This window comes from Arsenicicoccus dermatophilus (assembly GCF_022568795.1).
Classification (GTDB): domain Bacteria; phylum Actinomycetota; class Actinomycetes; order Actinomycetales; family Dermatophilaceae; genus Arsenicicoccus; species Arsenicicoccus dermatophilus.
On record NZ_JAKZHU010000001.1, the window covers coordinates 2,503,171 to 2,520,908 of the forward strand.

Below are 17,738 nucleotides of genomic sequence, written 5' to 3' on the forward strand. Positions count from 1 at the left end.
GCTCTCAGCCCTTGCCAGCGCCGCCGTCAAGGGCCTGGATCCGGTGGGCGTGCAGCTGGTGCTCGGGGAGGACGACCGGTGCGACGTGGCCTGGATCGAGGACACCAAGGCCCGCCGCTGGACCATCCGCGTCCCCCGCACGGCGGCCGACGCGGCGCAGATGGAGTCGGCGGCCTTCCTGCTGCCCCACCTCGACAAGCGGCTGCCCTTCGCGGTGCCGGTGGAGGCGGGCAGCGTCCCGCTGCGGGACAGCGGGCGGGCGATGGTCTATCCCCACCTCGAGGGGCGCAACCTCGACTTCGCCCGGCTGCCCGCGGGTCCCGGGATCGCCGCCGCGCTGGGCCGGGCGCTGGCGCACATCCACAACCTCGACCCGCTGCTGTACGACGAGAGCGGCGTCCCGACCTATGACGCCGACGCCTGCCGCTCACGCCACCTCGTCGAGCTCGACCGGGTCGGTGCGAGCGGGCACATCCCCTCGGCGCTGATGAGCCGGTGGGAGCGCGCCCTGGAGAACGTCGCCTGCTGGCGGTTCGCCTCGGTCCCGCTGCACGGCCGGCTGTCGGGCGAGCTGGTGGTCGCCGACTTCGCCGCCGAGTCGGACTCGGCGACGGGCCGGATCGTCGCCGTCACCGGCTGGGACCAGGCCCGGGTGGCCGACCCCGCGGAGGACTTCGCCCAGCTGTGGGGGGAGGCTTCCACGGAGGCCTTCGACACCGTCCTCGAGGCCTACTCCGCAGCCCGGCAGGAGCGACCCGACCGAGCCCTGGAGATGCGGGCCCAGCTGCTCTCCGAGCTGCGGCTGGTGCGCGAGCTGAGCCACGCCATGGCGGCCGACGACGAGGAGGCGGTCAGGGCCCGGGCCCGCGACCTGCAGGAGCTGTCCTCCCGGGTGGGCCGGGAGGTGCTGCGACCGCATGCCCCGGTGACCACCCGACCGGGACCGGTGGGGTCGGGGAGGAGCTCCCCGGCGAGACGGACCCGGGGTACGACCAGGCCGAGCTGCCGTTCGTGGCGGAGGACGCCGCCTCCCGGCGCCCGACGCGCCTGTCCGACCCCCTGGCTGCCCAGGGGGATCGGTCCGAGGAGCCGGTGGCCGACTCCCCGACGAGGACGACGAGCGGCTCCCCCTCGCCCGACGAGACCTGAGCACCGCAGCCGCGGCGCGCGAGGGGGCTCAACCGGTCACGATGCCGGCGCCTCGGGAGTACAGCTCGGTGACGAGCGCCTCCAGCTCGGCCTGGTCCGGCAGCGCCGGCCGGACGGTCTCGCCGGTGGCGGCGTAGTAGAACGCGGCGTCGACCTGGTCGGGGTCCAGGCCTCGCAGGCGGGCCAGGGCAAGGCGGTAGACCGCGAGCTGCACCTGCCGGACCTGCGCGCGACGTCCCGTGGGACGGGCACCGGTCTTCCAGTCCACCACGGTCAGCCCCCCGTCGGGCCGGGCGAAGACCGCGTCGATGCGACCGCGGATGCTCACCCCCGCCACCTGTGACTCGACGGCCAGCTCCACCTCGACCGGCGTGCGCTGCGCCCACTCGCTGGCGAGGAAGTGCTCGCGCATCATCGCCAGCTCGGCCTCCTCGCCCGCGCCCTCGTCGGCGCTGCCCGGCAGCTCGTCCAGGTCGACGATCGCCGCCTCGCCGTAGTGCCGTTCGATCCAGGCGTGGAAGGCGGTGCCCCGTCTGGCCTCGGTCGCAGGGCGGGCGGGCATGGGCCGCCGCAGCCCGATCAGGAAGGCGTCGGGGTCGTCGGCCAGGGCCACGAGGGCCGAGGTCGACAGGTGGGCGGGCATGGTGACGACGGCGGCTCGCTCCCGCCCGCCCCGGGCGCGCTCGGCGAGCAGCACGGCCAGCTCGCGGTCCAGCTCGGCCCAGGAGCGGTCGGGGACGCGGCCGTATGCCGGAGCCGGTCCCTCGCCTCCCCCAGCCGGGGCCTCGGGGTCGTCGCTCCTGCGCGCCGCGGCGGCCTCGATCTCGGTCACCGCGCGCCGCAGTGCCGGGTCGACCGGGTGGTCCGGCGGCCACACGACGCTCCGGTCGACCGCCGCGAGCGGGTTGGTCGGCTCGTCCGCCGGGTCGGGCATCGGCTCCCAGCAGGTGCGGACGGCCTGGCCCGCGGCGAGGATCTCCTCGAGGAATCGTGAGGTCACCCTCGGACGGGTCTGGGGGCCCCAGACCGCGCAGGAGAGCAGGAGCTCGTGCCGGGCGCGGGTGAGCGCGACGTAGGCGAGTCGGCGTTCCTCCATGACCGCGTGCGCCCCGCACTCCACGACGAAGGTGCCGATCCGGGCGCTGACGTCGACCAGGTCGGCGGCCCCGCGCCACGACAGGACCGGCAGCCCGCTGCGGTCGCCGCGCAGGTCGAAGGGCACCGTGTCGAGGCCGGCGAGCCAGGTCTTGTCCGTCGGGTCGGGGACGACGTAGCGCCCGTCGTCGCTCTCGCGCGTGCGGGCGTCGTGGGCGGGGAAGGTGCCCTCGTCCAGGCCCGGGACGACGACGAGGTCCCACTCCAGCCCCTTGGAGGCGTGCACGGTGAGGACCTGGACCGCGCCGGGGATCGGGGGGACCTGGCCGGGAGCGAGCCCGCGCTCGCGGTCCTCGGCGGCGCCCAGCCAGTCGAGCAGGGCTCCCAGCGTGGGACGGTCGGCGCCGGCAGCGAACTGGGCGGCCACGTCGGCGAAGGCCTCGAGGTGGACCCGCGCCTCGGCGATCGGACGGGTGGGCCGGGCGAGGACCTCGAGGTCGAGGCCCAGGACCCGCTCGGCCTCGGCGACGACCTCCGGGAGCGTGGCGCTGAGCAGGTCACGCACCCGCCGCACCCGGTCACGCAGGTCCAGCAGCCGCTGCCTGCCGAGGGGTGTCAGCGAGCGCCCGCGACCGGACACCCACCCGGGCGGCGGCAGGTGGTCCACGGCCTCGACGAGGCCCACCTGGTCCTCGTCGGCGTCCACCCGCGCCCCCAGCGCGCGGGACCAGTCGTGCAGCGCCGCGAGGTCGCTCGGGCCGAGGCGCACCGACGGCCCGGTGAGGAGGCGGGCGAGGTGGTCGCCGCGGGCGGGGTCGTCGACGACGTGCAGGAAGGCCACCAGGTCGATGACCTCGGGCATGGCGAGCAGTCCCCCGAGGCCGACCACCTCGCACGGCACCCCGCGGGCCTCAAGGGCCTCCAGGACGACGGGGAACTGCGAGCGCTTGCGGCACAGGACCGCCGCCGTGGGCCGGCGCCCGGCCGGCCACGGCCCTGAGCCGTCGGCGGTGCCGTCGTCCCCGGAGGTCGGGTCCTCGGCCAGGCCGAGACGACCGGCCAGCCAGTCGGCGGCGTGCTCCGCCTCGGCGACGTGGGTGATCAGCCGGGCGGCCTCGACCCGCCCGGGCCCGGCCCCCGGACGAGGCGACAGCCGGGACACCTCCACCGGGCAGGCCGCGGTCAGGGGTGCGGCCACGGTGTTGGCGACGGCCAGGACGGCCTCGTCGTTGCGCCAGGAGGTGGACAGCGGCAGGGTCCGCGAGGGTCCGGTCTGGGTGGGGAAGTGCCGCGGGAAGGACGTCAGCGTGGTCGCGGAGGCTCCGCGCCAGCCGTAGATCGACTGGTGCGGGTCGCCGACCGCCATGACCGGGACGCCGTCGGTGGGGTGGGCGAAGAGCTCGCGCAGGAGCACCAGCTGGGCCTCGCTCGTGTCCTGGAACTCGTCGAGCAGCACCGCCCGGTGCCGGCGTCGCTCCCCCCACCCGACGTCGGGGAAGGTCCGCGCGATCCGGGCGGCCAGGGACACCTGGTCGGCGAAGTCCAGGCACTCACGCTCGCGCTTGGCCTGCTGGTAGGCGGGCAGCAGCGGGACCATGGCCTCGCGCACCCGGAGCACCCCGAGCGCCTCGGCGGCGGGGGCGACGGCCTTCTTGGTGCCGGCCCCCGGCGGCAGGGCGGACCACTCCTCCGCGACGGCGCGGAGCAGGTCGCCCAGGTCCTGCGGGCCGCGCAGGTGCTCGGCGAGCTGACCGGACAGGGTGAGCACGGCGTCGACGACCGTCGACACGGCGGGCACCGGGCGACCCGCGTCGCGGGCGACCTGGTCCAGCGGCCCGGTGTAGGCCGAGACGACCTCGTGGGCCAGCTGCCAGGCGGAGGCCTCCGACAGCAGCCGGGCGCCGGGCTCGTAGCCCAGGCGCAGGCCGTGCTCGGCGACCAGACGCCCGGCATAGGCGTGATAGGTCGAGACGACGGGCGCCAAGTCGCCCTCGTCGAGGTCCGAGCCCGCCCACAGCCCGGCGGCGGCGAGCTGACGCAGCCGGCGGCCGATGCGCTCGGCGAGCTCGCCGGCGGCCTTGCGGGTGAAGGTCAGCCCGAGGACCTCCTGCGGTGCGACGAGGTCGTTGGCGACGAGCCACACCACCCGCGCCGACATGGTCTCGGTCTTGCCCGAGCCGGCGCCGGCGACGACGAGCAGGGACGTGCCGGGCGCCTCGATGACGGCCTGCTGCTCGGGCGTGGGGGGTGGCTGACCGAGGGCGTCCGCGATGTCCAGCGCGCTGTGCCGCGGGGTCACAGCTGCCGGCCCTCGGGCCGGGCGGGGCAGGACCTGCTCACCGGGCAGGAGGAGCAGTGGTCGCCGGGCATGGCCCGGAAGCTCCTGGAGGCCATGCCCTCGGCGCTCTCCGCGACGAGCCGGCGGGCCCAGGTGGGATCGTCGGCGTCGGACGTGGCGGCCTGCGGCTGGAGACGGTGCCGGGCCGCGTCGCCACCGAGCTGCACCAGGGCGGCCCCCGCGCTGACGGACGACTCCGGGAAGGCGCCCGCCTCGACGGCCGCCTGGTAGGCCGCGAGCTGGGGGTGCTCGCCGATCTCGGCCCTGGTCGGCGCGCGGTTGCCGGTCTTGAGGTCGAGGACGCGCAGTCGTCCGTCCGCGTCCCGCTCGAGCCGGTCCACACGGCCGGTGAGCAGCGCCGGGCCGATCTCCGCCCGGGCCTCCCGCTCCACCCCGACGACCTGCCAGCCCTCGTCGCGGGACTCGCGGGCGAACGACGCGAGCCGGTCCAGCATCCGCGCCGCCCGCTCGTGGTCGTGCCGACCGCGCCAGCTGTCGGGCACCTCGAGCTCGGGCCACCGTCGGTCGAGCTCGGCACGCAGGGCGCGCTCGTCGGTCAGGTCGAGGTCGGGGTCGGCGGCGATGTCGTGGACGAGGGTGCCGAGGTCGGCCGCGGAACGATCTCCGCCCTCGCCGCCGTGGCTGCGCAGGAACCACAGCAGCTGGCAGCGTCGGAAGCTCTCGATGCGCGACGGCGACACCGGGACCGGGCCGTCGCCAGCGTGGACGGGGGCGTCGTCGGTGCTCTCCCGCAGCCCCCACCACTGGTCGGGAGCCGCGCCCGGGACGCCCGCGGCCGCCAGCGCGGCGAGTCGCTCGGCCGCCGCCGCCCGCTCCTGCGGGTCCTCGCTCAGCACGCGTCGCCGCAGCTCGGCCACGACGCCGGTGAGCGTCATCGCGCGAGCGACCGGGGTCAGCTCCCGAGCTCCGTCCCCCGGGGGGTCGATCAGGTCGAGGTAGGGCGAGACCTGCTCGTCCTCGGAGCTCACGGCGGTGGCGACCAGGGTCCGGCGAGCCCGGCTGACCGCGACGGTGAGCAGGCGGGCCTCGTCGGAGCGGACCGCGGCCAGCGCCTCGCGGGGGCCGTGCCCGCGACCGGCCATGAGGTCGACGAGATGCTCGGAGCCGAGGAGGGATCCACGCAGCCGGAGGTCCGGCCAGACCCCCTCCTGCAGCTGGGCGACCACGACCAGGTCCCAGGACAGACCCGCGGCGCTCTGCGGGGTCAGCACCCGGACGACCTCCTCCAGCGGCGCCTGCGGGACGAGCGAGTCGGCGGCGACCTCCTGCCCCAGGGTCTGGTCGAGGAAGGCCTCGGGGCCGGCCCCGGGCAGCCGCTCGGCGAAGCTCGTCGCGGCGCCGAAGAGGGCCACGACCGCGTCCAGGTGTCGGTCGAAGCGGGCCGCGGCCAGACCACCTGCCAACGCCGCCGAGCGCCAGCCCTCGGCGAGCCCGAGCGCGGACCACAGCTGCCACAGGAGCAGCTCGGCGGTGACGCCCGGCTGCCAGCGACCACGCTCGTCGAGCCGGGCGGCGTCCACCGCGGCCGCGAGCGCCCGGCAGATCCGCCGGGCTCCTGCGGACTCGGCCGCGGGGACCTCGGAGAGCAGCTCGGGCGCGAGCAGGGCCTGGGCCACGAGCAGGTCGCCGCGGGTGCTGCCTCCCGCGGCCCGGTCGGCCTGGCGCAGCGAGCGGCGCAGCCGGCGCACGGTGACGGGATCGCTGGCGCCGAGCGGCGACTGGAGGAGCTCGGTGGCCAGGTCCGGCTCGATCGGTCGCTCGTCGCCGCGGGCCACGCGCACCACGACCTCGAGGAGGGCGAGCAGGGCCCGGGCCGCCGGCTCGTCGCGGACGGGCAGGTCGGTCATCGAGCTCGCCACCGGCACTCCCGCCCCGGCGAGGGCTCGCCGGAGCGCCGCGCTTCCGGAGCGCCCGCGGACCAGGACGGCCATCTGCGACCAGGGCACGCCGTCGAGCAGGTGCGCCCGGCGCAGCCGACCGGCGATGTAGGCGGCCTCCTGGGCGACCGTGGGCAGGACCGCGGTCTCCACCGTGCCGTGCCCGGTCGCCGGATCCGCGCCGGGCGGCGCGGGGCCCGGGTCCACCGGGGCGCAGACAGCCCCCTCATCCGCTCGCGCAGCGGCTCGGTCGTCGGGCTCGGACCCGGTGGCGGACGCGACCACCCGCCGGTGGGCAACCACTCCCACGGACCCGACCTGGCCCGCCACCCGTGCCGTCAGGGCGGCGAGTCGGGGCGGCTGACGGTGGGACCCGGCCAGCACGAAGGCCTCGCCCAGGGTGAGCAGGTCGTCGCCGCCGAACCAGCGCTCCCACTCGTGCGCGAAGAGCCGGGGATCGGCGCCCCGGAAGGTCTGCACCGCGAGGTCGGGATCACCGATGAGCACGAGCTGGGTATCGGGCGCTCGGACGACCGAGAGCAGCCGGGCCGCGGACCAGGTGAGCTCCTGCGCGTCGTCGACGACGATCAGCCCGAAGCGCTCGCGGGCGCGCGCCAGCCGCTCGGGCGACTCCTCGATCAGGTCGGCCGTGGCCGAGAGCACCCAGGCCGGGTCATAGGCCCCGGGCCGGGAGAAGGCCGTGACCTGGTCGTACTCCTGCAGGACGGCGGCGGCCGCCCGCCACTCCGGACGGCCCTCGCGGTCGGCGAGCTCCACGAGGTCCTCGGGCACCAGGCCGCGCTCCACGGCGCGCATCAGCAGGTCGCGCAGCTCGGCTCGGAAACCCCTGGTGGGCAGGGCCTCCCGGACGGCGGCGGGCCAGTCGGGGCCGGGGACGAGGCCGGCGGCGTGGCCGTCGAGCAGCTCCTTGAGGATCGCGTCCTGCTCGGCCCCGGACAGCAGCCGCGGTGTCGGGTCGCCGGCGAGCGCGGCCTCGGCCCGCAGCAGCCCGAAGCCGAGCGACTGGTGGGTGCGCGCCAGCGGGGTCGTGGTGGTCACCCCGAGCCGGGCGGTGACCTGGTCCCGCAGCGCGGCCGCCGCCACCCGGGAGGAGGTGAGCAGCAGAGCGCGGTCGGGCTCGACGAGTCCCCGGCGCACCCGGTCGACCACGAGCTCGACGGCGAGCGTGGACTTGCCGGACCCGGGCGCGCCGACCACCTGCACCAGCGGGGCCGTCGCCGCGAGCACGGCGCGCTGGCCGTCGTCGAGCTCGGGTGGCTCGGCGGCGACCGGTGCGGGCGCGCGGGTCAGCAGGACCATGAGGTGATCCCATCATCGAGCACCGACATACCCCTGCGGGACGCACCCGGATCGACGCAGCAGCGGCTCACCCCGGGTCGCGGGGGATGCGGGCGCCCAGCCCGTCCCAGCGGGCCCGCGCCAGGTCCGGACGTATGCCGTCGGCTGCGGCCACCACCGGGGTCCCCTCGCGCCGCCACCGCTGCCGGGCCCGGCCGAGGAGCACCGCGGGCAGCGACCCGTCGGCGCGCACGACCCGCCACCAGGGCACGTCGACGCCGTGCCGGGCCATGACCCGGCCGACCGCGATCGGGGCACCGGCCTGCAGGAGCCGGGCCACGTCGCCATACGTCAGGACCTGCCCTGGGGGCACCTGCTCGACGAGCTCCAGCACGTCCTGGGCGAACGCACCGGGCGCGGGGAGGGGACGGTCCACGGGCCGGGGCCGCCTGCTCAGTAGGTCGGCAGCGAGGGGTCCACGTCGTGCGCCCAGGCGAGGACGCCGCCCTCGAGGTGGCGCACCCGGGTGTGGCCGGTCGCGGTGAGGGCGCGCAGGGCGGTGGCCGACCGGACGCCGGACCGACAGTGGATGACGACCTCCTCGTCGGGCTCGAAGGCCGACGCGGCCCGCCCGCTGAGGAACTCGTCGAGGTGGATCGCCTCCGCACCGGGGATCGACACGATGGCGCGCTCGTCCTCGCCGCGCACGTCGACGAGCCGGAAGGTCCCGGGCCGGTCGCGCAGCATGGCGGCGAGCTCGGTGGCGGTCACGGTGGGGGCGTCGGGCTGGTCGGGCTGCATGGCGTCCTCCTGGGTGGGCAGGCCGCACAGCTCCTGCCCTTCGCTGGGTGCGGTGATGGTGGGGTGGTCCCCGCACAGGGGGCAGTCGGGGTTGCGCTCGACGCGCAGGGTGTCCCAGCGCTGCGCCAGGGCGTCGTGCAGGAGCAGCCGGCCGACGACGGGCTCGCCCGCGCCGACGACGAGCTTGATCGCCTCGGTGACCTGGACGGACGCGACGACGGCGCACAGGATCCCCAGCACGCCTGCCTCGGCGCACGAGGGCACCGACCCGGCGGGCGGCGGGGTCGGGAAGACGCAGCGGTAGCACGGCCCGTGGCCGCGCCACCAGACGCTCGCCTGGCCCTGGAAGCGCAGCACCGAGCCCCACACGTGCGGGATCCCGAGCAGGGCGCAGGTGTCGTCCACGAGGTAGCGGGTGGCGAAGTTGTCGGCCCCGTCCAGGACGAGGTCGTAGCCGCCGACCAGGTCGAGGGCTTGGGTCGCGTCCAGGCGCACCGGGTGCCGGACCACCTGGACCAGCGGGTTGACCGCCGCCACCGCGTCGGCCGCGGAGTCGACCTTGAGGCGTCCGACGTCGGCCTGGCCGTGGATCACCTGCCGCTGCAGGTTGGTCTCGTCGACGACGTCGGGATCGACGACGCCGATCGTGCCCACCCCGGCGGCCGCGAGGTAGAGCAGCGCCGGCGAGCCCAGCCCGCCCGCCCCGACCAGGAGGACCCGGGCCGCGCCGAGCCGACGCTGACCGACCCGTCCGACCTCGGGCAGCAGCAGGTGCCGCGCGTAGCGGCGCACCTCCTCGGGCGTGAGGTCGCGCCCGGGCTCGACGAGCGGCGGCAGGGGCATGCGGGGAGGATACCGGCCGGGCGGCGCGCCGCGGTGGCTACGTCGCTGACTGCGCAGGGTTGCGTCATCTGCACTGCCCCGGAAGCGCTCCGTATGCGGCATACGTCTTCCTGTGTCCCATAGCACCCGGACTGGTGAGTACCATGACGAGAGCCGCGGCGGCCCTCGCCCCCGGTGGCCGAAAGGACCTCGATGACGCCCTTCACCGATTCCCACGACCAGGACGTGCTGCGCCACGGCCGGATGCCCCGCTCCGAGCGCCGCGCCCAGCTGCTGCAGGCGGCCCAGGACGTCTTCGTCGAGTCGGGCTACCACTCGGCCGCGATGGACGCCATCGCCGAGCGCGCCGGTGTCTCCAAGCCGGTGCTCTACCAGCACTTCCCGAGCAAGAAGGAGCTCTACCTCACGCTCCTCGACGTCCACTGCGACGCGATCGTCGACCTGGTCAAGGCCGCCCTGGCCTCCACCGACGACAACCGCCAGCGGGTCGCCGCCACGATGGGGGCCTACTACGAGTTCTTCGACCGCGAGGGCGCGCCCTTCCGGCTCGTCTTCGAGTCGGACCTGACCGGCGAGCCGGCGGTCCGCGACCGGCTGGACGGGGTCGAGCTGCGGTGCGCCGAGGCCATCGCCGACGTCATCTCCGAGGATGCGGCGATGCCGCGCGAGCATGCGCTGATCCTCGGCATGGCGCTCGCCGGCGCCGCCCAGAACTCCGCCCGTCACTGGGTCGCGCAGGCGCACGCGGCCGGGGTGGAACGCCCCGACGCGGCCGCCCTGGTCGCGGCGCTGGCCTGGCGCGGCATCGGCGGCTTCCCCAAGCAGACCGCCTGAGCCCGATACGCCTCCTCGCACGGCGGCCGCCCACAGGCCGCCCCGGGGAACACCCGCGCCAGCCCCCCGGTTGACCCGACGGGGAGCGTCGTCGGCCGGTCCGGCGATCCACCCCCACCAGCACGTCCGCCCGAGCGAAAGGACCCTCCTGTGGAGGTCAAGATCGGCGTCCAGCACGTCGCCCGCGAGATCAGCTTCGAGTCCGACCAGTCCCCGGAGGAGATCACCCGCGCCGTCGCGGCCGCGGTCGCCGACGGGAGTACCCTCACTCTCCGTGATGAGAAGGGACGCACCATCATCGTTCCTGGTGACCACCTGGGTTATGTCGAGATCGGCGAGTCCACCAAGTCTCGGGTCGGTTTCGGCAACCTGTGAGCGGCCTGAACTGCTGATCGATCAAAGCGGCCTGGCAGGGGGGCAATGTCCCCCACCAGGCCGCTTGCGTTCGTGACCCACTTGTGATGCAAAAGTGCGCTTGGCATCCGGGGGTCTCGGGTAACCATTGGAGTGACAGCGCGTAGCCGCAAGGCTCGCGATCCCCACCGTCAAGGAGATCTCTCCATGCTCACCACGATCATCACCGCCATCGTCATCGGCGCCATCATCGGCGGCCTCGCCCGCCTGGTGATGCCGGGCCACCAAAACGTCTCGATCCTGATGACGATCGTCCTCGGCATCCTCGGCTCGGCCATCGGCTCCTGGCTGGTCGCCCAGTTCGGCTACAAGAACGCCTCCGGCGGCATCGCCTGGGTCGCCGTCCTGGCCGGCGTCCTCGTCGCCGCCGCCCTGATCGCGATCTACCTGAACGTCACCAAGGGCCGCAGCCGCATCTGACGTCTCCCGCGTCGACGCCTGGCGTCCTGCAGGTCCCGAGAGGGCCGGCACCCGGTGGGTGCCGGCCCTCTCGGCGTGTCGACCCGGGCGGGTCAGGGACGGGCGGCGACGAGTCGCTCGGCGTGCCCGTCGGCGAGCCGCCCCAGGAAGGCGCTCAGCCCGGCCACGTCGTCCGAGCCCACCACCGTGGCCACCAGGTGCGGGTGGTCCACCCCGGTGCGCTGCCCCTGCGACATGGCTTCCCCCAGGACCCGTCGACCCCACAGGGCGAGCCGGCCGGCGGCCATCGGCTCCGCGGTCAGGGCCTCGGCGAGCAGCGGCGCCACGACGCCGTCGGAGCGTGACCGGTCCAGCACCTTCTCCAGCAGGACGTGGTCCGTGTCGTCGAGCCGCGCCGCGAGCTGGGCCAGCAGGTCGCCGGCCAGGCCGTCGATCACGGCGGTCTTGACCAGCCGCTCGGCCCAGGTGTGCGGGGAGGTCCGGACGTGGAACTGGTCGACGGCAGCCACGAACGGTGCCATGGCCGCCCGAGGCTCGGCGCCGAGCTCGTGGATCCGGTCGGCGAGCATCTGGTGGTGCTGCAGCTCGCGGGCGGCCAGGCCGGCCAGCTCGATGCGGGCGGTCAGCGTGGGGGCCGTGTCGCTGTCGGAGGCCAGGCGGGAGAAGGCGGTCAGCTCGGCGTAGGCGAGCGCGGCGAACAGCTCGACGACGCCGGTGTCGTGCGCGGAGGGGGTCATGTGCACCCACAGTAGTGGGCGCGCCGCTAGACTGCCCTGGACCCCGGTGCCCGGTCGGCCCGACTCATGCTGGACGCGACGTCCACGCCGCAGCCCCGTGCTGCACGCAGACCTCCGATCGGCTCCGACACCACCCGTGAGTCGCGCTGCGCGCGGACCGCGAGACAGGCCCCGGCCTCGTCCGCGCGTCACCAGCCCTGGCTCACCTGCCGACAGGACAGCCGTATGACGAACCCCACCACCGAGCCCACGGACCTGCCGGTCGAGGACGACGCGTCCCCCGCGACTCCCCCGGCCCCCGAGCTCACCTTCGCCGACTTCGACGTCCACCCGGACATCGTCGCGTCGCTCGCCGACATCGGCATCGTGCACCCCTTCCCCATCCAGGCCATGACCCTGCCGGTGGCCCTCGGCGGCCACGACATCATCGGGCAGGCCAAGACGGGCACTGGCAAGACGCTGGGCTTCGGCATCCCGATGCTCAACCGTGTGGTCTCCCCGACCGACGAGGGATGGGCGACCTTCCGCCACCAGGGCAAGCCGCAAGCCCTGGCCGTGGCTCCGACCCGCGAGCTGGCCGTGCAGGTGGCCGCGGACCTCGAGCGCGCGGGCCGCAAGCGTGGCGTCCGGATCGCGACGATCTACGGCGGCCGGGCCTTCGAGCCGCAGGTCGAGCAGCTGCAGCGCGGGGTCGAGGTCGTCGTCGGCACCCCCGGTCGGCTCCTCGACCTGGCCAAGCAGGGCCACCTGGACCTGTCCCACGCGTCGATCGTCGTGCTGGACGAGGCCGACGAGATGCTCGACCTGGGCTTCCTGCCCGACGTGGAGAAGCTCCTGGCCCAGACCGCCCCGACCCGCCAGATGATGCTCTTCTCCGCGACGATGCCGGGCGCGGTCGTGGCGCTGGCACGCCGCTACATGGGTCAGCCCACGCACATCCGAGCGATGGGCGACGAGACGGAGAACAAGCACACCGTCAAGGCGACGACGCAGTACGTCTACCGCGCGCACGCCCTGGACAAGGTGGAGATGCTCGCCCGGATCCTGCAGGCTCGGGACCGGGGTCTGACGATCATCTTCAGCCGCACCAAGCGCACGGCGGCCAAGGTCGCCGACGAGCTCATCGACCGCGGCTTCGCGGCGGGCGCCATCCACGGCGACCTCGGCCAGGGCGCTCGTGAGCAGGCGCTGCGGGCCTTCCGCAACGGCAAGATCGACATCCTGGTGGCCACCGACGTCGCGGCCCGCGGCATCGACGTCGAGAACGTCACCCACGTCGTCAACTACCAGTGCCCGGAGGACGAGAAGACCTACGTCCACCGGATCGGCCGCACCGGCCGGGCCGGGCACACCGGCACCGCGGTCACCTTCGTCGACTGGGACGACTCTCCTCGTTGGGGCCTGATCAACAAGATGCTCGACCTGGGCATCCCGGAGCCGATCGAGACCTACTCCTCCTCCCCGCACCTGTTCACCGACCTGGACATCCCCGAGGGGACCAAGGGTCGCCTGCCGCGCGACCAGCGCACCCGCGCCGGCCTCGCGGCCGAGGAGCTCGAGGACCTGGGCGAGACCGGCCAGCGGGCCGGCAAGGGTCGTGACGGAGGTCGCGGTGGCCGTGACGGCGGCCGGGGTGGCCGGGGTCGCTCCGGCGGCAGCCGTTCCGAGGGTGGCCGGTCCCAGGCCCGCTCGGACTCCGAGCGCAGCACCGACGCGGGTCGGGACGGCGACACGCCGCGCCCGGCCCGCAGCCGCTCGCGCCGTCGCACCCGCGGTGGCCGCCCGGCCGAGGGTGGCGCCCCGAGCACCGAGTGATTCGTCCGGCCGCACCCGCCTTCCCCGAGAGGCGACCGTCTCTCCCGGGGCGGGCGTGGCGGCATACGGGCCGGCACCGATGATGGGCACCTTCCGCGGAGGGAGGTGCCCGTCGCCGTTCCACGAGCTTGCCCCCCAAAGGTCAGACCAGGCAGAGTGCCGGGTCGTCCTGGACATCCCCAACGACGACCGCAGCGCTCGGGGGAGCGCGCGGTCGAGCTAGGAGTAATCCCCTGTGACCGAACGCCCCGACCCAGCGCCCACCGTTGCCGCACCGTCCGGCGCCTCGCCGTACGCCGCCCCACCGCACGGGGCCCCGCCCACCGACACGTCGTCGCCCGGCCCGGACCACGAGCTCCTCGCCGGCCTCGCCACCCCGGTGCCGGAGTCGCGCCCGCGCAGGCCCGGGATCGACCGGGTGACCTTCGGGGTGACCGCCGCGCTGGCCGTCGCCTTCGTGGCCTGGGGCTTCCTCGGGACGGCCTCGCTCGCCGCCGCGTCCGGCGCGGCCCTGTCCTGGGTGATGACGAGCACGGGGTGGGCCTTCGTGCTGCTGGCCTCGGCGTTCGTCGTCTTCGTGCTGTGGCTGGCGAGCAGCAGGTTCGGTCACATCCCGCTGGGCGGCGACCGGGAGGAGCCGGAGTTCTCCACGCGGTCCTGGATCGCCATGATGTTCAGCGCCGGCATGGGGATCGGTCTGATGTTCTACGGCACCGCCGAGCCGCTCTACCACTACGTCGCGCCGCCACCGCGCACCGGGGCGGAGCCGCAGTCCCCGGAGGCGCTGCAGACGGCGATGGCGACCACGCTGTTCCACTGGACCCTGCACCCCTGGGCGATCTACGCCACCGTGGGGCTGGCCATCGCCTACTCGACCTTCCGCAAGGGCCGCAGCCAGCTGATCTCCTCGGTCTTCGCACCCCTGCTCGGCCGGCACGCGGGCGGGCCCATCGGTCGGCTCATCGACATCCTGGCGATCTTCGCGACCCTCTTCGGCTCCGCGGCCTCGCTGGGCGTGGGGGCCCTGCAGATCGGTGCGGGCCTCGAGGAGAACGGGTGGGTGGGCCACGTCGGCACGCCCGTCCTCGTCGTGATCATCGTGGCGCTGACCATCTGCTTCATCGCCTCGGCCGTGTCGGGCATCTCGCGCGGCGTGGAGCTGCTGTCCAACGTCAACATGGTGCTGGCCGTGCTGCTCGCGGTCTTCGTCCTCGTGGTCGGCCCCACGCTCTTCGTGCTCAACCTGCTGCCTGCGGCGCTGGGGACCTATGTCGACCAGCTGGCCCGGATGGCCTCGCGCTCCGACGCCAGCGGGCTGGCCCCCATGCACGACTGGCTGTCCTCGTGGACGGTGTTCTACTGGGCCTGGTGGATCTCCTGGACGCCCTTCGTGGGGATGTTCATCGCCCGGATCTCGCGCGGCCGCACGATCCGGCAGTTCGTCACCGGTGTGCTGGTCGTCCCGAGCGCCGTCTCCCTGGTGTGGTTCGCGATCTTCGGCGGCGCGGGCATCGACGCCCAGCAGCGCTGGCACGACCTGGCCACCGTCAAGGACGGCGTGGCCTCGGTCAGCTTCGACGGGGCGCTGTTCCAGCTGCTCGCGCACTACCCTGCTGCGAGCATCACCACGGTGCTGGTCATGGTGCTGGTGGCGATCTTCTTCGTCTCGGGCGCGGACGCGGCCTCCATCGTCATGGGCACCCTGTCCGAGCACGGCGCGATCGAGCCCTCGCGGTGGACGGTGGCCTTCTGGGGTGCGGCGACCGGTGCCGTGGCCGCGGTGATGCTGCTGGCCGGGTCCGCCAGCGGTGACGCCCAGTCGGCCCTCGACGGGCTGAAGAACATCACCATCGTCTCGGCCCTGCCCTTCGCCGTGGTGATGGCCCTGATGTGCGTGGCGCTGGTGCTCGACCTGCGCACCGACCCGGTGGTGCGGCGCGCCGACCTGGCCGAGCGACTCGTCCACGACGCCGTGGTCCGCGGCATCACCGAGCACGGGGCGGACAACATCGAGATCGTGGTGCGCGCCGAGGACGCCCCCGCCGCCGAGCCCCGGCCGCGGGTGTGGGACCGGTTGGTGGGGACCTACCGGCGGCAGTAGCCGAGCCGGCCGCGGCCTGAGCACCGGGGGCCACGGCCCCAGGTGCTCAGGTGGCTGTCGCCCGGCCAGGCGCACCGGCCCAGGCGCCGGGGGCCGCTCAGGTGTCTGGCTCGAGCGCGGCCCAGGGTGCCTTCTCCGGGGCGTGCGCCTGCCCCTCGGGGCAGTGGGCCCGGACGTCGCACCACCCGCACAGCGGCGACACCTGCGGCGGGAACAGCGGCGACTCCACCCCGCGCTCGGCGAAGTCCGCGTCCACCCGCCGCAGGTCCGCGGCGATCGACTCGGCCTCGGCGACCTTGCGCTCCAGGGACTGCGGCGTATGCCGGTGGCGGACCACGGTGCCGCTCGGGACGTGGTGGAGCTCGACGTCGACGCAGGGGCGGCGGAACATCGCGCCGACGGCGACGGCATACAGCGCCATCGGCAGCGAGGTGCGCAGCTCCTCCTCGGTGGAGGGTCGCCGGGAGGTCTTGTAGTCCACCACGACGAGGGCGCGGCCACCGTCCTCGGTGGGTCGGTCGTCGAGCCGGTCGACGCGGCCCTGGACGGCCATGGTGGCGGTGCGCATCGACACCGTGCGCTCGATGCCGATGGGTCGGTGGTGCGGCGACAGCCCCCGCAGGTAGTCCACGACGTGCTGCTGGGAGCGCTCCAGCCAGCGCCGGGACATGGCGGCGTCGCGGAAGCCGATGTCCACCCAGGAGGTGCGCACCAGGTCCGCGGCGCGCGCCGCGGACCACTCGCCCACGGGCACCTCCCACCAGTCGCGCAGCGCGTTGTGCACGGCGATGCCGAGGGAGGTGTGGGCGCGCTGCGGCGCGGCGGCGGGCCTGGGGCGGTGGAGGTACTGCAGGCGGTAGCGCCGCGGGCAGTCCACGAAGGCGAGCAGGCGGGAGGGGCTGGCGGCATACAACCGCTGGGGCATCCCGTCGAACATCCCCTGACCGCTGTGCTCGCTCATGCGCCGACCCTAGACGGCGGCGCGCGTCACGCACAGCGCCGGACCCCGCCTGTGGACACCGGGGTCCGCGCCGCGGCGGCCTGTGGACGGGTGCGTCCAGGATCGCGTCACGGCCGCAGCAGGGGCGTGCCGGTCGCCTGCTCCTCGATCCGGGCGAGCACGTCCGGGCTGGTGGTGTGCTCGCCGAGCCGGTTGAGCTTGCCGTCGCCGTGGTAGTCGCTGGACCCGGTCCGGACGATCCCGAGCGCGCGGGTGAGCTCGGCCGCGTGGGCCCGCTGCCGCTCGTCGTGGTCGCGGTGGTCGACCTCCAGGCCCGCGAGCCCCGCCTCGGCCATCGCCTCGACGACGGCGTCCTCGACGACGCGTCCCCGCCTGGCGGCGAAGGGGTGCGCCATCACCGGCACTCCCCCGGCCGCCCGCACCAGGCGCACCGCGTCGACCGGGTCCGGCGCGTAGTAGCTGACGTAGTACGGCGATCCGTCGTGCAGGTAGTCCCGGAAGATCGCGCCTCGGTCGCGCCGGATCCCCAGGGCGACCATGGCGTCGGCGATGTGCGGCCGGCCGATGGTGGCGTCGTCGCGTGTCTGCGCCAGCACGGCGTCGTAGGTCAGCTCCGGGAAGTCCACGGCCAGCCGCTCGACGATCCGCCGCGCCCGGGACTGCCGCGACTCCCGCGCCCGCTCCAGCTCGGCGAGCAGCGCGGCGTCGGCCGGGTCGTGCAGATAGCTGAGCAGGTGGATGCTGATCCCCCGGTGCGAGCAGGACATCTCCATGCCCCGCACCAGCGCCACCCCGGTCTCCTCGACCGCGGCCGCCGCCTCGTCCCACCCGCTCGTCGTGTCGTGGTCGGTGAGGGCGACGACGTCCAGCCCGGCCGCGCGCGCCGAGCGCACCACGTCGGCGGGATGCTGGGTGCCGTCGCTCGCGGCCGAGTGGGTGTGCAGGTCGATGCGCATGGGCTCACCCTAGGCAGCGCGCTCCGGGGCGGCGATGCGGGCGTATGCCGCCGCCTGCGGCGCGATATACGCCGCCG

General features: G+C 74.9%; 12 protein-coding genes and 1 pseudogene. 6 read left to right on the forward strand and 7 right to left on the reverse strand.

Going from position 1 to position 17,738, the window contains the following annotated elements:
- Positions 1–85 precede the first annotated feature (85 nt).
- Positions 86–745 (forward strand): annotated as a pseudogene (locus tag MM438_RS11550) (phosphotransferase); the annotation flags it as partial.
- Between the two features lie 432 nt (positions 746–1,177).
- On the opposite strand, the gene MM438_RS11555 reads toward MM438_RS11550, so the two are convergent.
- The 4 genes from MM438_RS11555 to moeB form a co-directional block, all read right to left on the reverse strand.
- Positions 1,178–4,543: an ATP-dependent helicase gene (locus MM438_RS11555; protein ID WP_241452639.1), complete on the reverse strand. Its 3,366-nt coding sequence runs from the start codon at positions 4,541–4,543 to the stop codon at positions 1,178–1,180.
- Positions 4,540–7,800 (reverse strand): ATP-dependent DNA helicase, encoded by a 3,261-nt coding sequence (locus MM438_RS11560; protein ID WP_241452641.1) that lies wholly within the window; start codon positions 7,798–7,800, stop codon positions 4,540–4,542. The genes MM438_RS11555 and MM438_RS11560 overlap by 4 nt, the downstream gene beginning before the upstream one ends.
- Before the next feature lie 67 nt (positions 7,801–7,867).
- Positions 7,868–8,215 carry an MGMT family protein gene (locus tag MM438_RS11565; RefSeq protein WP_241452644.1) on the reverse strand — a complete coding sequence of 116 codons (348 nt, stop codon included), beginning with the start codon at positions 8,213–8,215 and terminating at the stop codon, positions 7,868–7,870.
- 17 nt (positions 8,216–8,232) lie between these two features.
- Positions 8,233–9,423: a molybdopterin-synthase adenylyltransferase MoeB gene (moeB, locus tag MM438_RS11570; protein WP_241452646.1), complete on the reverse strand. Its 1,191-nt coding sequence runs from the start codon at positions 9,421–9,423 to the stop codon at positions 8,233–8,235.
- 192 nt (positions 9,424–9,615) lie between these two features.
- Here moeB and MM438_RS11575 point away from each other — a divergent pair, with 192 nt between their 5' ends.
- The 3 genes from MM438_RS11575 (at position 9,616) to MM438_RS11585 (ending at position 11,091) form a co-directional block, all read left to right on the forward strand.
- Positions 9,616–10,257 carry a TetR/AcrR family transcriptional regulator gene (locus MM438_RS11575; protein WP_241452648.1) on the forward strand — a complete coding sequence of 214 codons (642 nt, stop codon included), beginning with the start codon at positions 9,616–9,618 and terminating at the stop codon, positions 10,255–10,257.
- 150 nt (positions 10,258–10,407) lie between these two features.
- Positions 10,408–10,632 carry a DUF3107 domain-containing protein gene (locus tag MM438_RS11580; protein WP_241452650.1) on the forward strand — a complete coding sequence of 75 codons (225 nt, stop codon included), beginning with the start codon at positions 10,408–10,410 and terminating at the stop codon, positions 10,630–10,632.
- A 186-nt stretch (positions 10,633–10,818) separates the two neighbouring features.
- Positions 10,819–11,091 (forward strand): GlsB/YeaQ/YmgE family stress response membrane protein, encoded by a 273-nt coding sequence (locus tag MM438_RS11585; protein ID WP_241452654.1) that lies wholly within the window; start codon positions 10,819–10,821, stop codon positions 11,089–11,091.
- A gap of 92 nt (positions 11,092–11,183) precedes the next feature.
- Here MM438_RS11585 and MM438_RS11590 read toward each other — a convergent pair whose 3' ends face one another.
- Entirely contained in the window at positions 11,184–11,828 is a 645-nt protein-coding gene (locus tag MM438_RS11590; RefSeq protein WP_241452656.1) for a ferritin-like fold-containing protein, read from the reverse strand.
- A gap of 225 nt (positions 11,829–12,053) precedes the next feature.
- Between MM438_RS11590 and MM438_RS11595 the strand changes: the two genes are divergently transcribed.
- Positions 12,054–13,643, forward strand: a complete 1,590-nt coding sequence (locus MM438_RS11595; protein ID WP_241452658.1) for a DEAD/DEAH box helicase — start codon at positions 12,054–12,056, stop codon at positions 13,641–13,643.
- A 235-nt stretch (positions 13,644–13,878) separates the two neighbouring features.
- On the forward strand, positions 13,879–15,744 hold the full coding sequence (locus tag MM438_RS11600) for a BCCT family transporter (RefSeq protein ID WP_407568181.1): 1,866 nt from the start codon (positions 13,879–13,881) through the stop codon (positions 15,742–15,744).
- A 97-nt stretch (positions 15,745–15,841) separates the two neighbouring features.
- Here the strand turns inward: MM438_RS11600 and MM438_RS11605 are convergent, their stop codons facing one another.
- Both MM438_RS11605 and MM438_RS11610 read right to left on the reverse strand, forming a co-directional pair.
- A complete protein-coding gene (locus MM438_RS11605; protein ID WP_241452659.1) occupies positions 15,842–16,705 on the reverse strand; it encodes a RecB family exonuclease in 864 nt (287 codons plus the stop codon).
- A gap of 107 nt (positions 16,706–16,812) precedes the next feature.
- A complete protein-coding gene (locus MM438_RS11610; protein WP_241452661.1) occupies positions 16,813–17,661 on the reverse strand; it encodes a PHP domain-containing protein in 849 nt (282 codons plus the stop codon).
- Positions 17,662–17,738 lie beyond the last annotated feature (77 nt).

What these genes read in the sequence shown, in the direction of transcription:
- MM438_RS11560 (WP_241452641.1), bottom strand. Translation starts at nt 7,800, where the DNA reads ATGGTCCTGCTGACCCGCGCGCCCGCACCGGTCGCCGCCGAGCCACCC.
- moeB (WP_241452646.1), bottom strand. Translation starts at nt 9,423, where the DNA reads ATGCCCCTGCCGCCGCTCGTCGAGCCCGGGCGCGACCTCACGCCCGAG.
- MM438_RS11575 (WP_241452648.1), top strand. Translation starts at nt 9,616, where the DNA reads ATGACGCCCTTCACCGATTCCCACGACCAGGACGTGCTGCGCCACGGC.
- MM438_RS11585 (WP_241452654.1), top strand. Translation starts at nt 10,819, where the DNA reads ATGCTCACCACGATCATCACCGCCATCGTCATCGGCGCCATCATCGGC.
- MM438_RS11590 (WP_241452656.1), bottom strand. Translation starts at nt 11,828, where the DNA reads ATGACCCCCTCCGCGCACGACACCGGCGTCGTCGAGCTGTTCGCCGCG.
- MM438_RS11595 (WP_241452658.1), top strand. Translation starts at nt 12,054, where the DNA reads ATGACGAACCCCACCACCGAGCCCACGGACCTGCCGGTCGAGGACGAC.
- MM438_RS11605 (WP_241452659.1), bottom strand. Translation starts at nt 16,705, where the DNA reads ATGAGCGAGCACAGCGGTCAGGGGATGTTCGACGGGATGCCCCAGCGG.
- MM438_RS11610 (WP_241452661.1), bottom strand. Translation starts at nt 17,661, where the DNA reads ATGCGCATCGACCTGCACACCCACTCGGCCGCGAGCGACGGCACCCAG.